The organism is Paraburkholderia sp. 22098 (assembly GCF_052045935.1).
In the GTDB taxonomy this organism is placed as follows: Bacteria; Pseudomonadota; Gammaproteobacteria; order Burkholderiales; family Burkholderiaceae; genus Paraburkholderia; species Paraburkholderia caledonica.
This window is the reverse complement of record NZ_JBQEPV010000001.1, coordinates 375,401-395,270: the sequence shown is the minus strand read 5'-3', so window position 1 is coordinate 395,270 and position 19,870 is coordinate 375,401. Positions and strand designations below refer to the sequence as shown.

General features: G+C 62.4%; 21 protein-coding genes. 6 read left to right on the top strand and 15 right to left on the bottom strand.

The window, feature by feature from the left end; translation table 11 throughout:
* Window positions 1–91: 91 nt before the first annotated feature.
* The 3 genes from slmA to argB all read right to left on the bottom strand — a co-directional run bounded on the left by slmA (window position 92) and on the right by argB (window position 2,555).
* The gene (gene slmA, locus ACTJLB_RS01825) at window positions 92–760 is read right to left on the bottom strand and encodes a nucleoid occlusion factor SlmA (RefSeq protein ID WP_440782277.1); all 669 of its coding nucleotides are present in this window, start codon (window positions 758–760) and stop codon (window positions 92–94) included.
* On the bottom strand, window positions 727–1,530 hold the full coding sequence (locus ACTJLB_RS01820) for a pyrimidine 5'-nucleotidase (protein ID WP_440782276.1): 804 nt from the start codon (window positions 1,528–1,530) through the stop codon (window positions 727–729). The genes slmA and ACTJLB_RS01820 overlap by 34 nt, the downstream gene beginning before the upstream one ends.
* A gap of 125 nt (window positions 1,531–1,655) precedes the next feature.
* On the bottom strand, window positions 1,656–2,555 hold the full coding sequence (gene argB, locus ACTJLB_RS01815) for an acetylglutamate kinase (RefSeq protein WP_013337747.1): 900 nt from the start codon (window positions 2,553–2,555) through the stop codon (window positions 1,656–1,658).
* A gap of 261 nt (window positions 2,556–2,816) precedes the next feature.
* Here argB and ACTJLB_RS01810 point away from each other — a divergent pair, with 261 nt between their 5' ends.
* Window positions 2,817–3,041, top strand: a complete 225-nt coding sequence (locus ACTJLB_RS01810) for a cysteine-rich CWC family protein (RefSeq protein WP_033379526.1) — start codon at window positions 2,817–2,819, stop codon at window positions 3,039–3,041.
* Window positions 3,042–3,109: 68 nt separating this feature from the next.
* Here ACTJLB_RS01810 and ACTJLB_RS01805 read toward each other — a convergent pair whose 3' ends face one another.
* Window positions 3,110–4,732, bottom strand: a complete 1,623-nt coding sequence (locus ACTJLB_RS01805; RefSeq protein ID WP_440782275.1) for a tetratricopeptide repeat protein — start codon at window positions 4,730–4,732, stop codon at window positions 3,110–3,112.
* Between the two features lie 109 nt (window positions 4,733–4,841).
* Here ACTJLB_RS01805 and ACTJLB_RS01800 point away from each other — a divergent pair, with 109 nt between their 5' ends.
* Window positions 4,842–6,152, top strand: coding sequence for an ATP-binding protein (locus ACTJLB_RS01800; RefSeq protein ID WP_087752299.1), 1,311 nt, complete (start codon window positions 4,842–4,844; stop codon window positions 6,150–6,152).
* Entirely contained in the window at window positions 6,149–6,691 is a 543-nt protein-coding gene (locus ACTJLB_RS01795) for a response regulator transcription factor (protein WP_007179684.1), read from the top strand. Before ACTJLB_RS01800 ends, ACTJLB_RS01795 begins: the two co-directional genes overlap by 4 nt.
* A gap of 103 nt (window positions 6,692–6,794) precedes the next feature.
* Here ACTJLB_RS01795 and hslU read toward each other — a convergent pair whose 3' ends face one another.
* The 9 genes from hslU to ACTJLB_RS01750 form a co-directional block, all read right to left on the bottom strand.
* Entirely contained in the window at window positions 6,795–8,141 is a 1,347-nt protein-coding gene (gene hslU, locus ACTJLB_RS01790; protein ID WP_020067244.1) for an ATP-dependent protease ATPase subunit HslU, read from the bottom strand.
* A 9-nt stretch (window positions 8,142–8,150) separates the two neighbouring features.
* The gene (gene hslV / locus ACTJLB_RS01785; protein ID WP_020067243.1) at window positions 8,151–8,687 is read right to left on the bottom strand and encodes an ATP-dependent protease subunit HslV; all 537 of its coding nucleotides are present in this window, start codon (window positions 8,685–8,687) and stop codon (window positions 8,151–8,153) included.
* A 319-nt stretch (window positions 8,688–9,006) separates the two neighbouring features.
* Window positions 9,007–9,426 (bottom strand): RNA polymerase-binding protein DksA, encoded by a 420-nt coding sequence (gene dksA, locus ACTJLB_RS01780; RefSeq protein ID WP_012431412.1) that lies wholly within the window; start codon window positions 9,424–9,426, stop codon window positions 9,007–9,009.
* A gap of 594 nt (window positions 9,427–10,020) precedes the next feature.
* Complete coding sequence (locus ACTJLB_RS01775) at window positions 10,021–11,118, bottom strand: CobW family GTP-binding protein (RefSeq protein ID WP_020067242.1); 1,098 nt, start codon at window positions 11,116–11,118, stop codon at window positions 10,021–10,023.
* A gap of 179 nt (window positions 11,119–11,297) precedes the next feature.
* Window positions 11,298–12,500, bottom strand: a complete 1,203-nt coding sequence (locus ACTJLB_RS01770; protein ID WP_440782274.1) for a class I SAM-dependent rRNA methyltransferase — start codon at window positions 12,498–12,500, stop codon at window positions 11,298–11,300.
* A 91-nt stretch (window positions 12,501–12,591) separates the two neighbouring features.
* The gene (gene xerC / locus ACTJLB_RS01765) at window positions 12,592–13,515 is read right to left on the bottom strand and encodes a tyrosine recombinase XerC (protein WP_440782273.1); all 924 of its coding nucleotides are present in this window, start codon (window positions 13,513–13,515) and stop codon (window positions 12,592–12,594) included.
* Window positions 13,516–13,558: 43 nt separating this feature from the next.
* Window positions 13,559–14,287: a DUF484 family protein gene (locus ACTJLB_RS01760; RefSeq protein WP_440782272.1), complete on the bottom strand. Its 729-nt coding sequence runs from the start codon at window positions 14,285–14,287 to the stop codon at window positions 13,559–13,561.
* A gap of 94 nt (window positions 14,288–14,381) precedes the next feature.
* Window positions 14,382–15,245 carry a diaminopimelate epimerase gene (gene dapF / locus ACTJLB_RS01755; protein ID WP_440782271.1) on the bottom strand — a complete coding sequence of 288 codons (864 nt, stop codon included), beginning with the start codon at window positions 15,243–15,245 and terminating at the stop codon, window positions 14,382–14,384.
* 129 nt (window positions 15,246–15,374) lie between these two features.
* On the bottom strand, window positions 15,375–16,259 hold the full coding sequence (locus ACTJLB_RS01750) for a lipid A biosynthesis lauroyl acyltransferase (RefSeq protein ID WP_214878101.1): 885 nt from the start codon (window positions 16,257–16,259) through the stop codon (window positions 15,375–15,377).
* A gap of 273 nt (window positions 16,260–16,532) precedes the next feature.
* On the opposite strand from ACTJLB_RS01750, the gene metK reads away from it, so the two are divergent.
* Window positions 16,533–17,723 carry a methionine adenosyltransferase gene (gene metK, locus ACTJLB_RS01745; RefSeq protein WP_020067236.1) on the top strand — a complete coding sequence of 397 codons (1,191 nt, stop codon included), beginning with the start codon at window positions 16,533–16,535 and terminating at the stop codon, window positions 17,721–17,723.
* A 212-nt stretch (window positions 17,724–17,935) separates the two neighbouring features.
* On the opposite strand, the gene ACTJLB_RS01740 is transcribed toward metK, so the two are convergent.
* Entirely contained in the window at window positions 17,936–18,307 is a 372-nt protein-coding gene (locus tag ACTJLB_RS01740) for a hypothetical protein (RefSeq protein ID WP_440782270.1), read from the bottom strand.
* On the opposite strand from ACTJLB_RS01740, the gene ACTJLB_RS01735 reads away from it, so the two are divergent.
* Together ACTJLB_RS01735 and ACTJLB_RS01730 are read left to right on the top strand one after the other, a co-directional pair.
* Window positions 18,306–18,527, top strand: coding sequence for a hypothetical protein (locus ACTJLB_RS01735; protein WP_440782269.1), 222 nt, complete (start codon window positions 18,306–18,308; stop codon window positions 18,525–18,527). The two genes, ACTJLB_RS01740 and ACTJLB_RS01735, sit on opposite strands and share 2 nt — an antisense overlap.
* Before the next feature lie 260 nt (window positions 18,528–18,787).
* Window positions 18,788–19,549, top strand: a complete 762-nt coding sequence (locus ACTJLB_RS01730) for a phytanoyl-CoA dioxygenase family protein (RefSeq protein WP_440782268.1) — start codon at window positions 18,788–18,790, stop codon at window positions 19,547–19,549.
* Window positions 19,550–19,627: 78 nt separating this feature from the next.
* On the opposite strand, the gene ACTJLB_RS01725 is transcribed toward ACTJLB_RS01730, so the two are convergent.
* Window positions 19,628–19,834, bottom strand: coding sequence for a DUF3185 family protein (locus tag ACTJLB_RS01725; RefSeq protein ID WP_027776789.1), 207 nt, complete (start codon window positions 19,832–19,834; stop codon window positions 19,628–19,630).
* Window positions 19,835–19,870 lie beyond the last annotated feature (36 nt).

Sequence of the window (19,870 nt, the reverse complement as noted above, 5' to 3'; positions counted from 1 at the left end):
GAGACAATCAGGGCCGCGATCAGGCGCAAAGTATAGCGGAAATTCTCACGCGGCAGCGTCTGACTCCCCGTGGCGCGCCTTCTTCAGCGGACTACTGAAGGATCACTCGCAATTGGGAATCCGCGTCGGCGGCCGGCATGCGCACGAAGCCGCTGCGAACGAACCGATGCCAGCGGCCGATGATATAGCTGAGCAGCAGGCTTGCCCTCACGGCCGGATCGTAGTCGGCCGGAAGGGGCACCGGCGGCGCGTCTTGAGCGGACGCATCGGCGTTCGTTGCGGCTAAGCGCAGACATTGCTTTAACGAAGCTTCCACGCGCTCGAGCATCTGATTGACGCGCAGGGTCAGCCGTTCATGTTCGCCGACCAGCGCCTCGCATGTGAGTACCCGGGTCATGCCAGGATTTTTCGCGGAGAAATTCAGCAGCATCAATGCGATTGCGCGCGCCTGCAGCACACCGCTCTCTTCCCTGTCGACAATCTGATTGATCAATCCGAAGATGGTCTGCTCGATGAACTCGATTAGCCCTTCGAACATTTGCGCCTTGCTGGCAAAGTGCCGATAAAGCGCGGCTTCGGACACGCCGAGCCGTGCCGCAAGCGCAGCCGTGGTGATTTTTTCGCTCTTCGGCGCCTCAAGCATGGAGGCGAGCGTCTGGAGAATGTGCACGCGGCGCTCGCCCGGTTTCAGGCGCTGCCCGCGCAGCGCAGCGGGTTCGTGTTCGGCTAGGGCTTCGTCAGGCTTGTCGATCGGCTGCATGGCTGTCGTCCCGTCTGCTGGCGCTTCACTCGAACCGAGCGGGTGCTCAGTCGTAGCGATTTTAACGAACGAATGCTGCGATCAACATAATGCGGCCGGCCTGTACCCGGCAGCCGGGTGGGCACGCCGTCCGCGTGAGGCTTACGCGGCAGATGGCCGGTAATCCACACGGTGCGGATGCCGAGGCGCCGGTAGTTCTTCAGGTGCGAACGCGTGTCTTCGACGAGGATCACGTCTTTCAGCGACACATGAGCGTCGCGCATGGCCTTGCGCAACATCGCGTGGTCGGGTTTTGCGCGCCAGCGGCGCCGGTCGCGCATGTGCTCGATGGCGATCACCTCCTCGAACAGACGCTCGATGCGAAGTTGCGCCAGCACCGCGCGCGCGTACGCTTCGGGCGCATTGGTCAGCACGATCTTGCGGCCGGGCAGCGCCGCAACGAGACGCGCGACGCCGCGCTCGTGACGGACCATAGAGCCGAGGTCGGGGAACGTGTGCACGACCTTCAGGAAGTCGGTTGCGTCGAGTGGATGATGGCGCGTGAGACCCAGGAGCGCAGCGCCGTAGCGCTCGGTGTAGCCGGTGCGCAGACGGTTGGCTTCGTCGAGCTCGACCTGGAGCGCGTCGATGATGTACTGCGTCATCGCCTGATTGATTGCAGGGAAGATGGCGTGCGACGCGTGGTGCAGCGTGTTGTCGAGATCGAACAGCCAGACCGGACGGCCGCCTGCGATGTGCGGACGGCGGCGTCGGGAAGTTGGAGTGCGCATGGTCAGTAGGGCCGTTCAGGCCGCAGCAATCGTCGCGCGGCGGCCGTACGTTGCCGGATTGTTGCCGCAGCGCACATAAGGCGCGCCGGTTTGGCGTGCCTTATGTGCCGGGCGGGGGACCGCAATCAATGCGAGCGGATCATCGTGCCGAACGGCTGCTCGGTGAGAATTTCCAGCAGCACCGAATGCTCGATACGCCCGTCGATAATATGCACCGAGCGCACGCCGCTCTTGGCCGCGTCCAGCGCCGACGAGATTTTCGGCAGCATGCCGCCGGAGATCGTGCCGTCGGCAAACAGGCCGTCGATTTCGCGCGCTGACAGGTCGGTGAGCAGATTACCTTCTTTGTCCATCACGCCGGGGATGTTCGTCATCATCACGAGCTTTTCGGCGTTCAGAACGACCGCCAGTTTGCCCGCGACGAGGTCGGCGTTGATGTTGTACGACAGGCCGTCTTCGCCGAAACCGATTGGCGAGATCACCGGAATGAATGCGTCGTCCTGCAGCGCCTTCACAACCGCGGGGTTGATGGCTTCGACTTCGCCCACCTGGCCGATGTCGACGTACTGACCGGGATTGTCGCGGTCGGGCATCAGCATCTTGCGCGCGTGGATCAGGCCACCGTCTTTGCCGGTCAGACCGACCGCGTGGCCGCCGAAGTGGTTGATCAGCGTAACGATGTCCTGCTGCACTTCGCCGCCGAGCACCCATTCGACGACTTCCATCGTCTCTTCGTCGGTGACGCGCATGCCTTGAATGAACGTGCCCTGCTTGCCGACTTTCTTCAGCGCCTGGTCGATTTGCGGACCGCCGCCGTGAACGATGACCGGATTGATGCCGACCAGCTTCAGCAAAATGACGTCGCGTGCGAATCCCTGCTTCAGCCGCTCCTCCGTCATGGCGTTGCCGCCGTATTTGATGACCACGGTCTTACCGTGATACTGGCGAATGTAAGGCAGCGCCTCGGCTAGGATTTCAGCCTTCAGGGTGGGCGCAATCTGCGAAAGGTCGGGAAGCTCGGACATGGCGGCAGGCTCGGGCACGGAACAGTTAAAACACGGCGAATTGTACAGGACTGGCGCGCTGCAACAGGGTTTTCGACACGCGCGCTCGGGGCACGCAGCCGGTGTCTGCGCACGGCGCGAGTGCTGTTTGCAGCGCCAGCCGACGACCGAGCGTACCGCGCCTCGCGCGCACCTGTGAACTAGCCGAATGGACGACTCACGGCCGGACGCCGGCCGTGGCATTATTGGCTCGTCGATGCTTCGCGAGGCCATCTGCCTGCCATGAAACCATCTGCTTCCCGCCCGCAAGGCAGCGCGCGTTGCCCGCGCTGCGGTAACGCGTTCGACTGCGCGATGCATGCAGAGCCTTTCGACTGCTGGTGCCGCGAAATGCCCGCACTGCCGCGCGACCGGCTGGACCCGGCCGGCCGTTGCCTTTGCCCGGAATGTCTCGTAGCGGAGATTGCGAAAGCGGCCCAAGCCGAGCCTGGTGCCAATCCGCCGTGAGGCTGCCGTGACAGCGCCGCGACCGTCGCCGGGCTGCGGGCGGAGCCGCGGCTGGCTTCAGTGGCCCGTCAGGCCGCGCGGCGCCGGGTAGCGAGCGCATTGAGGTCGCGGGCCACCGCCTGGAGCACCGGATCCCAGTTGCCGAATTCTTCCTGCCGGTACAGCGTCGCGCCGGGATACCACGGACTGTCGCGGCGACCGGTCAGCCAGACCCAGTGGGGATTGACGTCTAGCAGCACCCACGTCCGCTGTCCGAGCGCGCCGCTCAGATGCGCAGCCGACGTGCAAACGCTGATAACAAGATCGAGCCCGCCGACAAAGGCGGCTGTGTCGTCGAAGGTCGAAAATTCGGCGGTGTAGTCGGCGAACGGAAGGCCTGCGGCGTTGGCCGCGCCGACATCCGCAACTGCACCGGGTTGCAGCGAATAGAACGCTACGTTCTGAATGCCGCCGAAGTGTTTCGCATAGCGTTCCCAGCCCACCCGCCGGAACGGATTGCGCTGATGACCCTGGCTGCCGGTCCACGTGAGTCCTACCCTGAGCCTCGACTCGCCGGCAAGCCGTTGCTGCCAGCGCTGCACAGCAGCGGGGTCCGCATACAGGTAAGGCGTGGTGGCGGGAATGGTCGCCTCGCGCGTGCCGAAGATCAACGGCAGGCTCATCAATGGAATCTCGAAGTCGAAAGGCGGCAGCGATTCGACGCCGCCGCCCGCCGAGTAGTGGTCGACATGCCCGCCGAGACTGCGGGCGAGCAAGGCGCCCATTTGCGGAAACGAATTCCATGCGAGGCGGCCGCCTTCGCGATGCACATGCTCGCCCAGCATCGGAATGTAACGGCTGAACTGCAACACATCGCCCATGCCTTGCTCGCCCCACACTAGCAGCGTTTTGCCCGCAAGCGGCTCGCCGCGCCAGGTGGGCGCGGGCAGCGCAGGACGATTGCCGCGCAGTTCGGACGAACCGCTCCAGCGCGCTTCATGCGACTGCCAGCCGTTCGCATAATCGCCGCTCATGAGTTGCAGCATCGCGAGGTTCGAACGCATGCTGGCGTCAGTGGGCGCGAGCGCGCAAGCGGTTTTCGAGGCTTGTGCCGCCTCGGCCCAGCGTTGCGCTTCACGTAGTGCCAGCGCATAGTTGTTGTGGGCGAGGGGACTAAGCGGTGCGCACTGGACGGCTCGCGCGCCCGCTTCAAGCGCGCGAGATGCATCCATATTGTTGCGATAAGCGTTCGACAGGTTGGTCCAGCTGTTGCCGTCGTCAGGTTGATCCTGGAGCGTATCTTCGAGCAACTGAATCTGTTCGCTCAGCTCGCCGTGCGTGACCGCAAGTGCGCCGGCGAGATTGCAGCGGAGCGACGGCAATGAGGGGTTCAGTGCGAGCGCGCGGCGATATGGAGCGATCGCTTCGTCGTGACGGTTCGCCATTTGCAATGCGTAGCCGAGACGAAAATGCGCGTCGGCGTTGCTTGCTTCGAGTTGCGCAATAATGGCGGCCAGTTCGATTGCATCGCCGTGGCGTTGCTGCTCGATCAAAGCGTGGATGTGCGAGGCGAGCGACGCGTTGTCGAGAGAGTGGAGTTGCGCCGCGGCGTCGAGCCATGGCGTTTCGAATTCCGCAGCGCCGTGCTTTCGGGCTGCGGCGGCTTGCCGCATGAAGTTAAGGAAAGCTGACGACATGTCAGAGGTGACCATGGATAATTGGCTGCCGAACGACCGGCTCCGTGCACTAACAAGGAAAGCTATGGTATCGCCGTGCAGCAGCGAGATGATTCGGAAGCGTCCGAACGGGTAAACTGAAGTCATGCATCGTATAACCAACACGGGCCGGGTCAATCTGGGCCATTTGTTCTGGCTGCGCAGCCTCGCGATCATCGGTCAGTTACTGACAATCGCGTTCGTGCAGATATTTATCGGCGTGCATTTGCCGTTGCCGGCCATGCTGCTGGTCATCTCACTCGAAGTGCTCTTCAACGGACTCACGTGGTGGCGCGTCGCGCAGCAGCGCCCTGAGTCGAACATGGAGCTGTTCGGTCAGATCTGGGTCGATCTCGGCGCGTTGTCCGCGTTGCTGTTTTTGTCTGGCGGCACGACCAATCCGTTTGTTTCGCTGTACCTGCCGTCGCTCGCCATTGCTGCGGCTGTTTTGCCGTGGCAACTGATGGCGTGGCTCGCCGCATTCGCCGTGGCCTGTTACGCGGTGCTCGGCTTCGACTCAGTGCCGTTGAATCTCGACAACCCCGCGAACCTGTTCGACTACTATCGCGCCGGCATGTGGGTCAACTTCATGGTGAGCGTCGGTCTGATTGCATGGTTCGTCGCGCGCATGTCGCGAGCCCTGCGGCTACGTGACGCAGCGCTCGGAGAAGCGCAGCAGCGCTTGCTTCACGACGAACGCGCGGTCGCGCTTGGCGTGCAGGCCGCTACCGTCGCTCACGAAATCGGCACGCCTCTGTCTACAATTGCGATGCTGTCCGAAGAACTGCGCGACGCGGCACGAACCGATAAAGGGCTCGCGCCGTACAAGGCCGATCTCGAATTGCTCGAACAGCAAATGGGTTTGTGCACGTCGGCGCTTGCCAGGTTGCGCAGCCGCGCAACGACCGCGACGAACCGTCAGCCTGTCGACGAATGGCTCGAGTCGTTTGCCGAGCAGTGGCGCTTGCGTCATCCGCATGTGAAGTTCGAGCGGATCGGCACGCCGCCCGCCGATGTCAGTCTCGACGACACGGTTGCCGTCAGCCAGATTCTGACGATTTTGCTCGACAACGCCGCGCGTGCGAGCCGCGATCACGTCACGTTGTCGTGCGCGTTGACGGTGCGCGGCGATCAGGTCGAATTCGAAGTATGCGACGCCGGCCCCGGCATTCCGGCCGCGCTGCGCGGCTCGCTCGGCGCGGTGCCGGTCGAGAGCACGCAAGGCGGCCACGGCGTCGGCTTGTATCTGGCTTTTTCGGCGGCGGCGCGCCTCAAAGGCTCGATCGAATTGACCGACGTCAGTTCGATCAAGCCGCGTGGCACGCGTGCGGTTTTGCGGTTGCCGCTCACCGAGCGAAAAATATCCGGCACGGGCCGTCAAGGCGCCGCACCATCCAACACGGAGAAACAGGCATGAGCGAAATGAATTTTCTGGTGATCGACGACGACGAGGTGTTCTCCGGCATCCTCGCACGTGGCCTGACGCGCCGCGGGTACACCGTGAGCGAAGCGCACAACGCGGACGAAGCGATCAAGCTGGCAAACCAGCAAAAATTCAGTCAGATCACGGTGGACCTGCACCTCGGCAACGACTCCGGCCTCACGCTCGTCGCACCGCTACGCGATTTGCAGCCCGACGCTCGCATGCTGGTGCTGACGGGCTATGCGAGCATCGCCACCGCGGTGCAAGCGGTGAAAGACGGTGCGGATAACTATCTGGCAAAGCCTGCCAACGTCGAAACGATTCTGTCGGCGCTGCAAAGCGAGGCGAGCGCGTTGCAGGCGGAAGAGGCGATCGAGCACCCCACGCCGTTGTCTGTCGCGCGGCTCGAGTGGGAGCATATTCAACGCGTGCTCGCCGAGCATGGCGGCAATATCTCGGCCACCGCGCGCGCTTTGAACATGCATCGGCGGACGTTGCAGCGCAAACTCGCGAAGCGGCCAGTCAAGCAGTAAGCGCGGCTTTATCGCTGATATTGTGTAAAAGAAAACGGGCTGCCTTTTTACAGGCAGCCCGTTTTTGCGTTCGTTCAACGCTTCATGTGACTACGTCACTACGTCACAGCACGTAACGCGACAGGTCTTCGTCTTCGGCAACTTCGTTCAGCGCGCGATCCACATAGGCCGCGTCGATTTGCACCGTGTGGCCGGAGTGATTGCCGGCGGAGAACGACACTTCTTCGAGCAGCTTTTCGATAACCGTATATAGACGGCGTGCGCCGATATTCTCGGTCTTTTCGTTCACCGAATAAGCGATTTCGGCGAGGCGGCGAATGCCGTCGTCGGCGAATTCGAGGTGCACGTCTTCTGTGGCGAGCAGTGCCTGATATTGCTTGACGAGGCTCGCGTCCGTCGACACCAGGATCGACTCGAAGTCCTTCACAGACAACGAATCCAGTTCCACGCGAATCGGAAAGCGCCCTTGCAGTTCGGGAATCAGATCGCTCGGCTTCGCCAGATGGAACGCGCCGCTCGCGATGAACAGAATGTGATCCGTCTTCACCATGCCGTACTTGGTGTTGATGGTGGTGCCTTCCACGAGCGGCAGCAAATCGCGCTGCACGCCTTGACGGGACACTTCGCCGCCGCCTGCCTCATTGCGCGACGCGATCTTGTCGATTTCGTCGAGAAACACGATGCCGTTCTGCTCGACGTTCTGAACCGCCTTGGTTTTCACCTCTTCGTCGTTCAGCATCTTGCCGGCTTCTTCGTCGGTGAGGACCTTCAGCGCTTCCTTCACCTTCATCTTGCGGCGCGTTTTTTTGCCTCCGCCGATGTTGGCGAACATCGAACGGATCTGCTCGGTCATGTCTTCCATTCCCGGCGGCCCCATGATGTCCATGCCGACTTGCGGCTGTTCGACGTCGAGTTCGATCTCCTTGTCGTCGAGCAGTCCTTCGCGCAGGCGCTTGCGGAACGTCTGACGAGTGGTGCCGCCTTCGTCGGCGGTATCAGTGGCACTCGAACTGGAGCCGAAGCCAACCGGACGCGCGCTCGGCAGAAGGATGTCGAGAATGCGGTCTTCGGCCTGGTCTTCAGCCTTGGTTCGCACCTTGCGCATTTCCGATTCGCGAGTCTGCTTGACCGATATCTCGATCAGATCGCGCACGATGCTGTCGACGTCGCGGCCCACGTAGCCCACTTCGGTGAATTTGGTGGCTTCGATCTTGATGAACGGCGCGTCCGCGAGCTTGGCCAGCCGCCGCGCAATCTCGGTCTTGCCGACGCCGGTCGGTCCAATCATCAGAATGTTTTTCGGCGTGATTTCCTGACGCAGCGGGTCTTCTACCTGCTGACGGCGCCACCGGTTGCGCAGCGCTACGGCCACCGCTTTTTTCGCGCGGCCTTGGCCGATGATATGTTTGTCGAGTTCCGAGACGATCTCGGCAGGGGTCATGGTGCTCATCGTGGGTCCTTACTCGATCGTCTCGATGACGCGGTTATGGTTCGTGTAGATGCACATGTCGCCGGCTATCTCCAGCGACTTTTCCACGATCTCGCGAGGCGACAACTCGGTGTTGTCGGCGAGGGCTTTGGCGGCGGCTTGCGCATATGCGCCGCCCGAACCGATCGCGCAGATGCCGCCTTCGGGATCCAGCACGTCGCCGTTACCGGTGATGACGAGCGTGGTGGTCGCGTCCGCCGTAATCAGCATGGCTTCGAGACGACGCAGCATGCGGTCGGTGCGCCAGTCTTTTGCGAGCTCCACCGCGGCTCGCGTGAGGTTGCCCTGATGCTTTTCGAGTTTCGCTTCGAAGCGGTCGAGCAGCGAAAATGCGTCGGCCGTGCCGCCTGCGAAGCCGACCAGCACCTTGCCGTTATAAATGCGCCGGACCTTCTTCGCACCGCCCTTCATGACGATGTTGCCAAGCGTCACCTGGCCGTCGCCGCCGAGCGCGACCTTGTCGCCGCGGCGCACGGAGACGATCGTCGTGCCGTGAAATTGCTCCATATGCGTTCCTCTTTGCAAAGCGGGTAGGACGCGGCGGCGGGATGCGCCACCGCATGAATCCTGGAAGCGGACGGCGCGCGACGCCTGTAGTGCTGGCGGTCGGCGCGCTCGTACAGCGCATGTCCGGTTTATTTTAGGGCTTGCGCTGTCATATCAAGAGCCGGCAAACGGCATAAGACAAAAAACGTGACTTCGCAGGATAACGTGCCCGCGTGATGTGCGAGATTCGCGCGCAAAAGAAAAAAGGCGCACGGATCACCGTGCGCCTCTCGACGAAGCAGCGTTTGTTGGCGCGGCGCCGAAGCCGCGCCGCCGGCGTTCAGTCGCCGAACAGCTTCTGGCGCAGTTCGCGGCGCTCCTGCGCCTCGAGCGACAGCGTAGCCGTGGGCCGCGCGAGCAGACGCGGAATGCCGATCGGCTCACCGGTTTCTTCGCACCAGCCGTAGTCGCCAGAGTCGATGCGCGCGATCGACTGCTGCACCTTCTTCAGCAGCTTGCGCTCGCGGTCGCGCGTGCGCAGTTCGAGAGCGTGCTCTTCCTCGATCGTTGCGCGGTCGGCCGGGTCCGGCACGATCACGGTCTCGCGCAAGTTCTCGGTCGTCTGGCCGGCATTGCGGAGAATGTCCGCCTGCAGCTGTTCGAGCTTGTTCTTGAAGAAAGCGAGCTGATCCTCATTCATGTAATCCTTGTCGCTCATCTTCAGGATTTCGGCTTCGGTCAAGAGTCGTTTCGTCGTCATCTGGCTTACTTCTTCAATGTGAGGCAAAACTCTGCATAGTGCCCGCACTTTCGTATTGCCCGCAAGGCGCCTGGGACGCGGAGCGCAGGGCGGACACGGACGATGGGCTGTCGTGACGCCGGAGCGTCTCTCGCCCAACTCGGGCGTCGTAACGCCAATGCGGGGCCGAACTCCTCTGGAAACCGATTCTCAAATGCTCCTGAGGTATTGCTCCCGGGCACCAACCTTGTCAGGCGGCGGCGGGCACTGTCGGCGTGTTCCCCGGATTAGATTTTCCGGCGCCGCTTCAGGCCCGGCGCGCACTATTCACTGACCGCGCACTGACCGGGCAAATCGTTCTCATTCTCCAGTGGGCACGTATTGTAACTGAATCACAATCCGGCACCGCAACTGGTGGAAATCCCTCTGCGGCGCACCGGTATCCCGAAAATATAACGCGCGAACGGTCAAAAAGCGATGGTCGTGCACGCATTAATACAGCAGGGTTTTCACGCGCTTTTCACACGTGTGCGCCAGCGCACATTTCACGGCGGCAATTGCGCCGCCGCGTCATGCTTTTTCTGCTGACTATTGCCTGAATGCCGACAACGTCGTTCAGGCGAGACAGGCGTCCAAACCGTCTGTAATCAGGTCTTGCGGCAATTCGATACCGATAAACACCATCTTGTTGGTTTTCTTCTCGACCGGCTGCCATTTCGCCGCGAGATCGCTGCCCATCATCTGATGCACGCCCTGGAAGACGACTTTGCGATCGACGCCCTTCATGTACAGCACGCCCTTGTAGCGCAGCAGCCGTTCGCCGTAAATCTGCAGAATGCCGCCGAGGAAGTCTTCCAGCTTGTTCGGATCGAACGGACGGTCGTTGCGGTACACGAACGACTTGATTTTGTCGTCGTGATGCGCGTGATGATGGTGCGCGTGATCATGGCCTTCGTGATCGCAATGGCCATGGTCGTGATCGCAGTTCGCATGATCGTCGCCATGAGCGTGCGTATGGCCGTGCTCGTCGTGCGCGTGCGCATGGCTATGCGCGTGTTCGTCTTCAACGAGGAAGTCCGGATCGATCTCGAGCTTCGAATTCAGGTTGAAACCGCGCAGGTCGAAGATCTCCTTGATGTCCGCTTCGCCGAAATTGACGACCTTGATCGCGGCCTTCGGATTCATGTGCAGCAGACGGTGGCGCAGATCGGCAAGGTGCTGCTCGTCGACGAGATCGGCCTTGGTGATGAACAGGCGGTCGGCGAAACCGACCTGGCGTTGCACGACTTCATGCTCGTCCAGCTGATGGTTCGCGTGCTTGGCGTCGACCAGCGTGATGATCGCGTCGAGCAGGAATTCGCTGGCGATCTGATCGTCCATGAAAAAGGTCTGCGCAACGGGGCCCGGATTTGCGAGGCCGGTCGTTTCGATGACCACGCGGTCGAAATCCAGCTTACCCGACTGCTTTTGCGCGGCCAGGTCGCTGAGCACCCGAGACAGGTCGCCGCGGATCGTGCAGCAGATGCAGCCGTTGCTCATCTGGATGATCTGCTCGCTCGTGTCCTGCACGAGAATTTCGTTGTCGATGTTTTCTTCGCCGAACTCGTTCTCGATCACGGCGATCTTCATGCCGTGCTTTTCATTCAGGATGCGCTTGAGCAGGGTGGTTTTGCCGCTGCCGAGAAAGCCGGTCAGGATAGTGACTGGGATCATGTTGTTCGCCTATATGGTCGTGAAACGATGCGTATGCATAAGCGGGCGCGGCAGCCTCGCGGCGCGCGGCCCGTCTAGCCGGTTATTGAAACATATCTGTCAAGCCGGCGCTGGCAGGCGGGATTGAAAGCCCTCGCCGCGCACGCCTCGGCGCGAAATAACCCTGAATCTATAGGCGATCAGGCGATTTGCAACAGCAGGCCTTTCAGGTATTCACCTTCCGGGAATGCTGTGAGCAACGGATGATCCACCCCGGCGCCGAGGCGCTTGAGGATGCGCGCGTCGACGCGTGCATCGGCGGCGGCGCTCGACACGATCTTCTGGAACAACTCGGAATCGATCGCGCCGGAGCACGAATAGGTGAACAGCAGGCCGCCCGGGCGCAGCAATTTGAGGCCGGTCAGGTTGATGTCCTTGTAAGCGCGCGACGCGCGGTCCACGTGTTCACGCGAAGGCGCGAATTTCGGCGGATCGAGCACGATCAGGTCGAAGCGCTCGCCCTCGTCGTGGAGGCGGCGCAGCGTTTTGAACGCGTCGGCGTCGAGCCAGGTCGCGCGTTCGGCGTCGAAACCGTTTGCCGCCACGTTCTGCTGGGCGAGCGCCAACGCTTCGCCGGACGAATCGATCGAGACCACGCGCTTCGCGCCGCCTTTCAGCGCCGCCAGCGAAAAACCGCCGGTGTAGCAGAAGCAGTTCAAGACGTCGCGATCCTGCGCGAGCTGCTGCACGAGCAGGCGGTTGTCGCGCTGATCGACGTAAAAGCCGGTTTTATGGCCATTACGCACGTCGACGTGATAGCGCACGCCGTTCTCGCTCGCGATCAGCGTGTCCGAGGGCGGCTCGCCCGCCAGCACGCCGGTCGTCTGTTCGAGCCCTTCCTTCTGACGAATCGACACGTCCGAACGCTCGTAGACGTTCGGACAGCCGGTCGCGTCGACCAGCGCCGCAACGATCGCCTCCTTCCACGCCTCCACGCCGGCCGCCATGAATTGGCACACGAGCTGGCTGCGCTGGCCTTCGTCTTCGGCGACATAGTGATCGACGATCAGCCCCGGCAGGCCGTCCGCTTCGCCGAAAATGAGCCGCACTGCGCCGGTGTCGTGAACCATGGTTCGACGGTGCGCCAGCGCACGCTGCACGCGGCGCTTGAAAAACGCATGATCGATCGGTTCGCTTTCGTCGAAGCTCCACACGCGGGCGCGGATCTGCGAGTGTGGGCTGTACGCGGCGCGCGCGAGAAACCGGCCGTCATGGGCGCGCACCAGCACAGTCGCGCCGGGCGCGGGATTGCCGTCGACCCGGTCGATCGCGTTCGCATAGACCCACGGGTGGCGGCGCAGCAGCGATTTATCTTTCGACGGTTTGAGCGTAACGATATTCATCAGGATGTCAGCGAGAGCAAAAGGCCGCGCGGCTTGCTGCGCACGCGCGACGGATGAGGCGAAGGCGGAGACCGAAAGCCGCAAAGCGGCGTCAGTCGCGTTTTTTGGCGCGCGGATGCGCCTGATCGTAGACGTGCGCGAGATGCTGGAAGTCGAGCCCGGTGTAGACCTGCGTCGCCGTGATGCTCGCGTGCCCGAGCAATTCCTGCACGGCGCGCAGGTCGCCGCTCGACTGCAGCACGTGCGTGGCGAACGAATGCCGCAGCACGTGCGGATGCACATTAGCGGGAATGCCGGCCACAAGGGCCGCGCGCTTCACGCGCTCGCGCACCGCGTTCGGCGACAGCCGGTTGCCGCGCGCCGACAGAAAAAGCGGATGCGGGTCGTGCTTTACCATCTGGTCGCGCACTGCCAGCCACGCGTTGAGCGCGTCGAGCGCCTTGCTGCCGACCGGCACGATACGGCGCCGGTTGCCCTTGCCGAGCACTTCGACTTCGGCGGAATCGAGCTTGAGCCAGCCCGCCGAGCGATAACCGTCGCCGTCGGCGAAACGGGCGTCCAGACCGACGAGTTCCGCGAGACGCAGCCCCGACGAGTAGAACAGTTCAAGCATGGCGTGATCGCGCAAACCTTCCGCCGATGCGGCGGGCGGGCTTTCCATCAGGCGATTGGCGTCGTCGACGGACAGTGCCTTGGGCAGCGTCTTGGCCTGCTTCGGCGCGCGCACGGTGGCGACCGGATTGGCGGGCAGATCGACGCGGCCGGCGAGCCAGCGGTAAAACGCGCGCCATGCCGACAAGCGGTGACTGATCGAGCGGGCCGTCAGTCCGCCGGCATGCGCGCGCGAAACGGCGCCGCGAATGTCGACGGCGGTAAGGCTTTCCAGCGGCCGGCCCTTGGCCAGCAGCCGGAGTTCTTCGAGTTCGTGCGTGTAGCCGCGCAAGGTATGGGCCGACAGCCGCCGCTCATGTTCGAGATTCGACAGATAGGCGGCGATGGGATCGGCTTCGGTCACGGTTGGCTTTTTAACCGGCGGTTGACGCGTGGCGCTCGCTGAATCAGCGCGGCAGCAGACGGCTGAGCGCCGCGCTCGCGAGCCCGCCGATCTGCGTGAGGAAGTCGGTCGCCATGCCTTCGTGGAAGCGCCGCGCATCCGCCGAGCCCATTACCAGCAGGCCGAAAGCCGGCGCTTCTTCCTTGCCCTCCGGATCGCGCAGCGCGAGAAGTGCAATCGACTCCGTCACATGCGCCGACTCGGGCGCGGCGCCGCCCGACGTGTGTTCGTCGGCCGCGCCGGTTGCGCCGGTCGCAGGCACCAGCCATTGCGCCGCTTCGAAACCCGTGTTCGCGCCGCAATAGGGGGCGGTCAGGCTGTTTGCAAAAATGCGTACTTCCTCGCCGACGTGGCGCGCGAAGTCCGCCTGGGCGTACGGCTCGGCGACGTCCCAAACGCGCAACGCGGCCTGCGGCACGTCGAAGATGTCGCGCAAGCCGTTGGCGATCGTGCGCGGCAGCGCGTACGAGTCGCGCTCGGACATGACGCGGATCGTCCAGCGATTGAAGCGCGAGGCGATGCTGTCGTTTTCGTGGCCGTAGCGCAGCAGTTCGGCAAGCCGGCGCTCGAGATGCTTGTTCTTGTCTCGCAACATTTCCATTTGCCGCTCCTGCAGCGACACCGCGGCTTTGCCGTGCGGGTTCGCGAGGCGAATGGTCGCGAGGATTTCCGCGTGTTCGGCGAAGAATTCGGGGTTGGCGAGCAGGTATTCGGCGACTTCGCGATCGTTCATGGTTTCGGCTGTAGGACTACGGGACGACGCCTTCATGCGACGCGTCGGTCAAAAGAGGTTGTGCACCAGTCATGCGCGATGGAACTGGAGGCGTTCAATCGGCCAGTTCGATCTCGCCCTGAAAAACGGTTGTGGCGGGGCCCGCCATCAGCAAAGGCTCGTTTTGCTGCTTGCTGTCCCATGAGATGGTGAGCTTGCCGCCATGCGTATGGACGAGCACGGGCGCGTCGAGCAGTCCGCGGCGAATGCCCGCTGCGACCGCCGCACAGGCGCCCGTGCCGCATGCCAGCGTTTCACCGGCACCGCGCTCATACACGCGCAGTTTGATTTCGCTGCGACCGACGATTTGCATGAAGCCAGCGTTGACCCGCTGCGGAAAGCGCGCGTGCCGCTCGATCACAGGACCTTCGACGAGCACAGGGAATTGCTCCACGTCGTCGACCACTTGCACGGCGTGCGGATTGCCCATCGACACGACCGAAATCCAGCGCGTGGTGCCGTTGATGTCGAGCGGCCATAGCGTGTCCGCGCCTTCCCGGCGCCCTTCGAGACCTTTGGTAGCGAAAGGCACGCGTTCCGGGTCGAACACCGGCGCGCCCATATCGACCAGCACTTCGCCGTTTTCCTGCATGGTCAGCGTGATCGTGCCGTTCTGCACCTGCACGCGCACGCTGCGCTGATCGGTGAGGCCCGTGTCGCGGACGAACTTCACGAAGCAGCGGGCGCCGTTGCCGCAATGTTCGACTTCGCCGCCGTCGCAATTGAAGATGCGATATCTGAAATCGACGCCTTCTACCGTCGGCTTCTCGACTAGCAGAAGCTGGTCGGCGCCGACGCCAAAATGCCGGTCCGCAAGCGCGCGCACCTGCGCCGGCGTGAGGTTGACCGGTTGGGTGTAGCCGTCGAGCACGACGAAGTCGTTGCCCGCGCCGTGCATTTTGGTGAATTTCAGTTTCATCACGCTATTGTAAGTGACGCGCCCAGAAGTAAGCCAAACCGGTGAGCCAAGTCGGTGAGCCGAACGGGTGAGCCGAACGGGTGAGCCGAACTGCGCGTTGCTTCCGCGCTCACTAGCCGGCAACCGATTTCAATACACGCTCGGCACGCCGGGCGGCCGCGTCTTGAAACGCTTGTGGACCCAGTAGTACTGCTCGGGCATCAACGGAATCTGTTCTTCGAGGAAAGCGTTCATGCGCCGCGCATCCGCTTCGTCGTCGCCGGTCGGATAGTTGTCCCACGGCTTGAACACCTTCAGGCGATAACCCTTGTAATTAGGCAGCACTTCGCCGATGAACGGCACGACTTGCGCATGACCGACTTTCGAAAGACGCCCGACGGCGGTCAGCGTGCAGGTCGGCACGCCGAAAAACGGCACGAACGTTGAATTGCGCGCGCCGTAGTCCATATCGGCGCCGAGCATGACCGGTTTGCGTTCGCGCAACCAGCGCAGCACGATGCGCGCGCTGTCGGCGCGGCTTGCCATGTCCGCGCCGAAACGCGCGCGGGCCGCCTTGGCGACTTCTTCCAGCTCCGGATTCGACATCGGCTGATAAAGCGAGCCGCAACGGCGCTTGAGCGAGTAATTGAGGAAGATCGAGCCAGCCTCGATGCCGACGAAGTGAAAGCCGAGAAAAAGCGTGGGCGGCAGATTCGGGTCGGTCAAATCGATCGCGCTGTCGAGCTGAATGAGCTTTTCGAGTTTCCTGGCGGAGCCGAACCATTGCACGCTGCGTTCGAGGTAACTGCGGATCGCGTGACGGAAATGCTTCTGCGCGACTTCTTCGCGCCGCTCGTCGCTCCATTGGGGGAAGCACAAGCTCAGGTTGATATGGACGATGCGCTTGCGCCGGCTGGGAATCTGATACAGCAGCCAGCCGAGTCCGTCGCCGAGACGGGCGATGAGACCATACGGCAGCAGCGCGAAAAGTTTGAGCAGGCCGATCGCGAGCCGGGCTCCAAGGCGGCTCAGCATGTGGCCTCCGTGGAGGCGCTTTGCGGGACGGGATTCAGGAAAGCGAAGAGGTGGACGTGATACCGCACTCGTGGGCACTCTGTGACAATCAATGGAAGTCGCTATAATAAGGGCTTCGCCGAGTTAATAGACAACTTGCGGGGCGAAGCCGGGCGGTGCGATCCACGTGATATGCGCCTGCCGGTAAGGTAATCCGCTAAAGCGTCGCCGCTTCAGACTCCCGAAGCTGGCTACGTGAAACTCAACCGTAACCACAAAACAGGAGTCTGCAACGTGGCAAACGACTATTTCTTCACCTCCGAATCCGTTTCCGAAGGCCATCCCGACAAAGTCGCTGACCAGATTTCGGACGCGATTCTCGACGCCATCCTGACGCAGGACAAATACTCGCGCGTTGCCGCGGAAACGCTGTGCAACACGGGTCTCGTGGTGCTCGCGGGCGAAATCACCACGACCGCCAACGTCGACTACATCCAGATCGCGCGCAACACGATCAAGCGCATCGGCTACGACAACACCGACTACGGCATCGACTACCGCGGTTGCGCGGTGCTCGTCGCGTACGACAAGCAGTCGCCGGACATCGCTCAGGGCGTGGACCGTGCACACGACAACAACCTCGATCAGGGCGCGGGCGACCAGGGTCTGATGTTCGGTTACGCGTGCGAAGAAACACCTGAATTGATGCCGTTGCCGATCCACCTGTCGCATCGTCTGGTCGAGCGTCAGGCGAACCTGCGCCGTGACGGCCGTCTGCCCTGGCTGCGTCCGGACGCGAAATCGCAAGTCACCGTGCGCTATGTCGACGGCAAGCCGCACTCCATCGACACCGTGGTGCTGTCCACGCAGCATTCGCCGGACATCGACCTCGATACGCTGCGCGAAGCCGTGATCGAAGAAGTCATCAAGCCGACGCTGCCGGCTGAACTCATCAAGGGCGACATCAAGTTTCTCGTGAACCCGACCGGCCGTTTCGTGATCGGCGGTCCGCAAGGCGACTGCGGTTTGACGGGACGCAAGATCATCGTCGATACGTACGGCGGCGCGGCGCCCCACGGCGGCGGCGCGTTCTCGGGCAAGGATCCGTCGAAGGTCGACCGTTCGGCTGCTTACGCTGGCCGTTATGTCGCGAAGAACATCGTGGCGGCCGGTCTTGCATCGCGCTGCCTGATTCAGGTGTCGTACGCAATTGGTGTGGCGCAACCGACTTCGGTCATGGTCAACACGTTCGGCACGGGCCGCGTTTCGGATTCAACGATCACGCGCCTCGTGCAGGAGCATTTCGATCTGCGTCCGAAGGGCATCATCCAGATGCTCGACCTGCTGCGCCCGATCTACGAGAAGAGCGCGGCTTATGGTCACTTCGGCCGCGAAGAGCCGGAATTCACGTGGGAAGCCACCGACAAGGCTCTTGCGCTCGCGGAAGCTGCCGGTACGGAACCGGTCGCCGCGCTGGCCGATTAACGCTAGCTGCACGCGTCTTTAATACGAAAAACCCCGCCGGCTTGCGCCGCGCGGGGTTTTTTATTGGCCGTCGATTGTTCGGCGGTTCGGCGCGGACAAAGGGCGATGCGTCGGCATCGCGCGTGGCTTGAGCGCTGGTGTGCTCTAAACCGTCCGACGCCGCCGCGTTGCAGCTAGCGACGCGTGATGTTTAGCGGCTCGCTAGCGGCGCTTTAGCGGCTCGCAAACGCGAACGCAAACCAGCCCGTGCTGCCGTTCGTCGACATCCGGCGGGGACGGCGGCTCGCGCTTTGCGCCGGCACGGCGACTGGCGCGCGCTGCTTCGAGCTCAGACGCAGCGGTGTCGGTTTGCGCAGGAGAGTGCGCAGTGAGAAGCGGCGCGAACCGCCGCGTGTGCGCAGCGCCGAGAAGAACGTATTGAACCAGGTGCGAATGCCGTCGACCGCTCGGGCATCGCGCCATTGTTCGCCTAAAGCGCGCGTGCGCGTGGCGTGGTGACGCAGAGCGCGCACTACGTGGCGGCGCGCGGGGCGGGCCGCTTTGAGTGCGGCTCGGGTAAAACGGGTGCTCAGAAGAGTATGCATGGCTTCACAGGTAGGCAACGTGTCGCGCGGTCAGATGTGCGCCGATAGCAGCACCAAGCATGCCAATGGCGGCATCGCGATCGACTGCGCGGGAGCCCGGGATTCGATGGAAAACTGCGCGGCGGACAGCCGGGCGGGCCTTGATGGCCGGTGCAGCGCGCAAACAGGCGGGAATAGCGATCAACATGCGAGCAGGCTACACGTGATTCGTGACGTCTGAAAGTCGGTTTTTACCCTGCGGATACGGGTTTTCACGAGGGTGCATGAAGCTTTGAGACGGACATTGCTCCCACCCTTCGCGGACGATTAGCGTGCGCCGCTGCCCGGGAAATGTGCGGCGCCATCGCGAGCCGCATGCAAACAGTGCGCAAATGGCCGGGTTGCATCAAGTTCATCGCAACGTGCGACGTCAAACACCGGGCGATATGATCGCGCCCGTTTTACAATCGAACATCGGTTTGTCGACGGTCACGGAACACCATGTCATTTCATTCGAAGAAAGAGCAGATTCAAGCATTGCGGGAGCAGGGCTTCGTCGTCGTGCCTGGCCTCGTGCCGGTCGAGCGATGCGAGGAGATGAAGCGGGTCGCGCAACGTCAGTTGAACGAAGCCGCGGCGCCGGTCGAGTTCGAAGCGGATTTGCAGTACCCCGGAGCGCCGTCTTCCCGGCATGCGCCCGGCGGCAAGAGCGTGCGGCGATTGCTCGACGCGTATGCCCGCGATCGCAGTTTCGCCGAATGGGCAACTGCGCCGGAAATTCGCGGGTGGATGGAACTGTATTTCGGTGAGGAGCCGCGCCTGTCGCGCGCCCATCACAATTGCATGATGACGAAGCATCCGGCGTACGGCAGCTTGACTGGCTGGCATCGTGATGTGCGCTACTGGTCGTTCGAGCGCGACGATCTCGTTTCGGTATGGCTCGCGCTAGGCAACGAAACCGTCGACAACGGCGCGCTATGGTTCGTACCTGGATCGCACACGGCTGCATTCACGGGTGAACGCTTCGACGACGCGAAGTTCTTCCGCTCCGATCTCGAGGAAAACCAGGCATGGATTCGCGCCGCCGTGTCACCGGAACTGAAAGCCGGGGACGTGGTGTTCTTTCATTGCAATACGCTGCATTCGGCCGGCAAGAACATCAGCGATCAGGTGAAGTTCTCGCTCGTGTACACATATCACGGCGCGAGCAATGTGCCATTGCCGGGCAGCCGGTCAGCGGCGAAGCCTGAAATCGCGTTCTGACTTTTCGGCGCTTTTCAGCGCCTTTTTGTCGTCTTTTGGTCGTTTTTTGTTGCCACCCAGGCCTGCGCCGCTGTTCGCCTAGCGCTTGCGGCCAGACAGGGCGATGCCCGTTATTCCCGCGAGCGTCGCCACCACGCCGCCTACGATCAGCATGATCGCCTTGTTCGACGGTGAACCTGTAAAGACGCGGGACACGTCGCTGCTGACCGAATTAAACGCCTGCCCGCCGAAATACAGCAACAGAATGCCGCCGACAATCAACGCGATTGAAATCGCTTTCGTCATTTAACGCTCCATAAGCTCGAACGGCGAAAGTGTAGG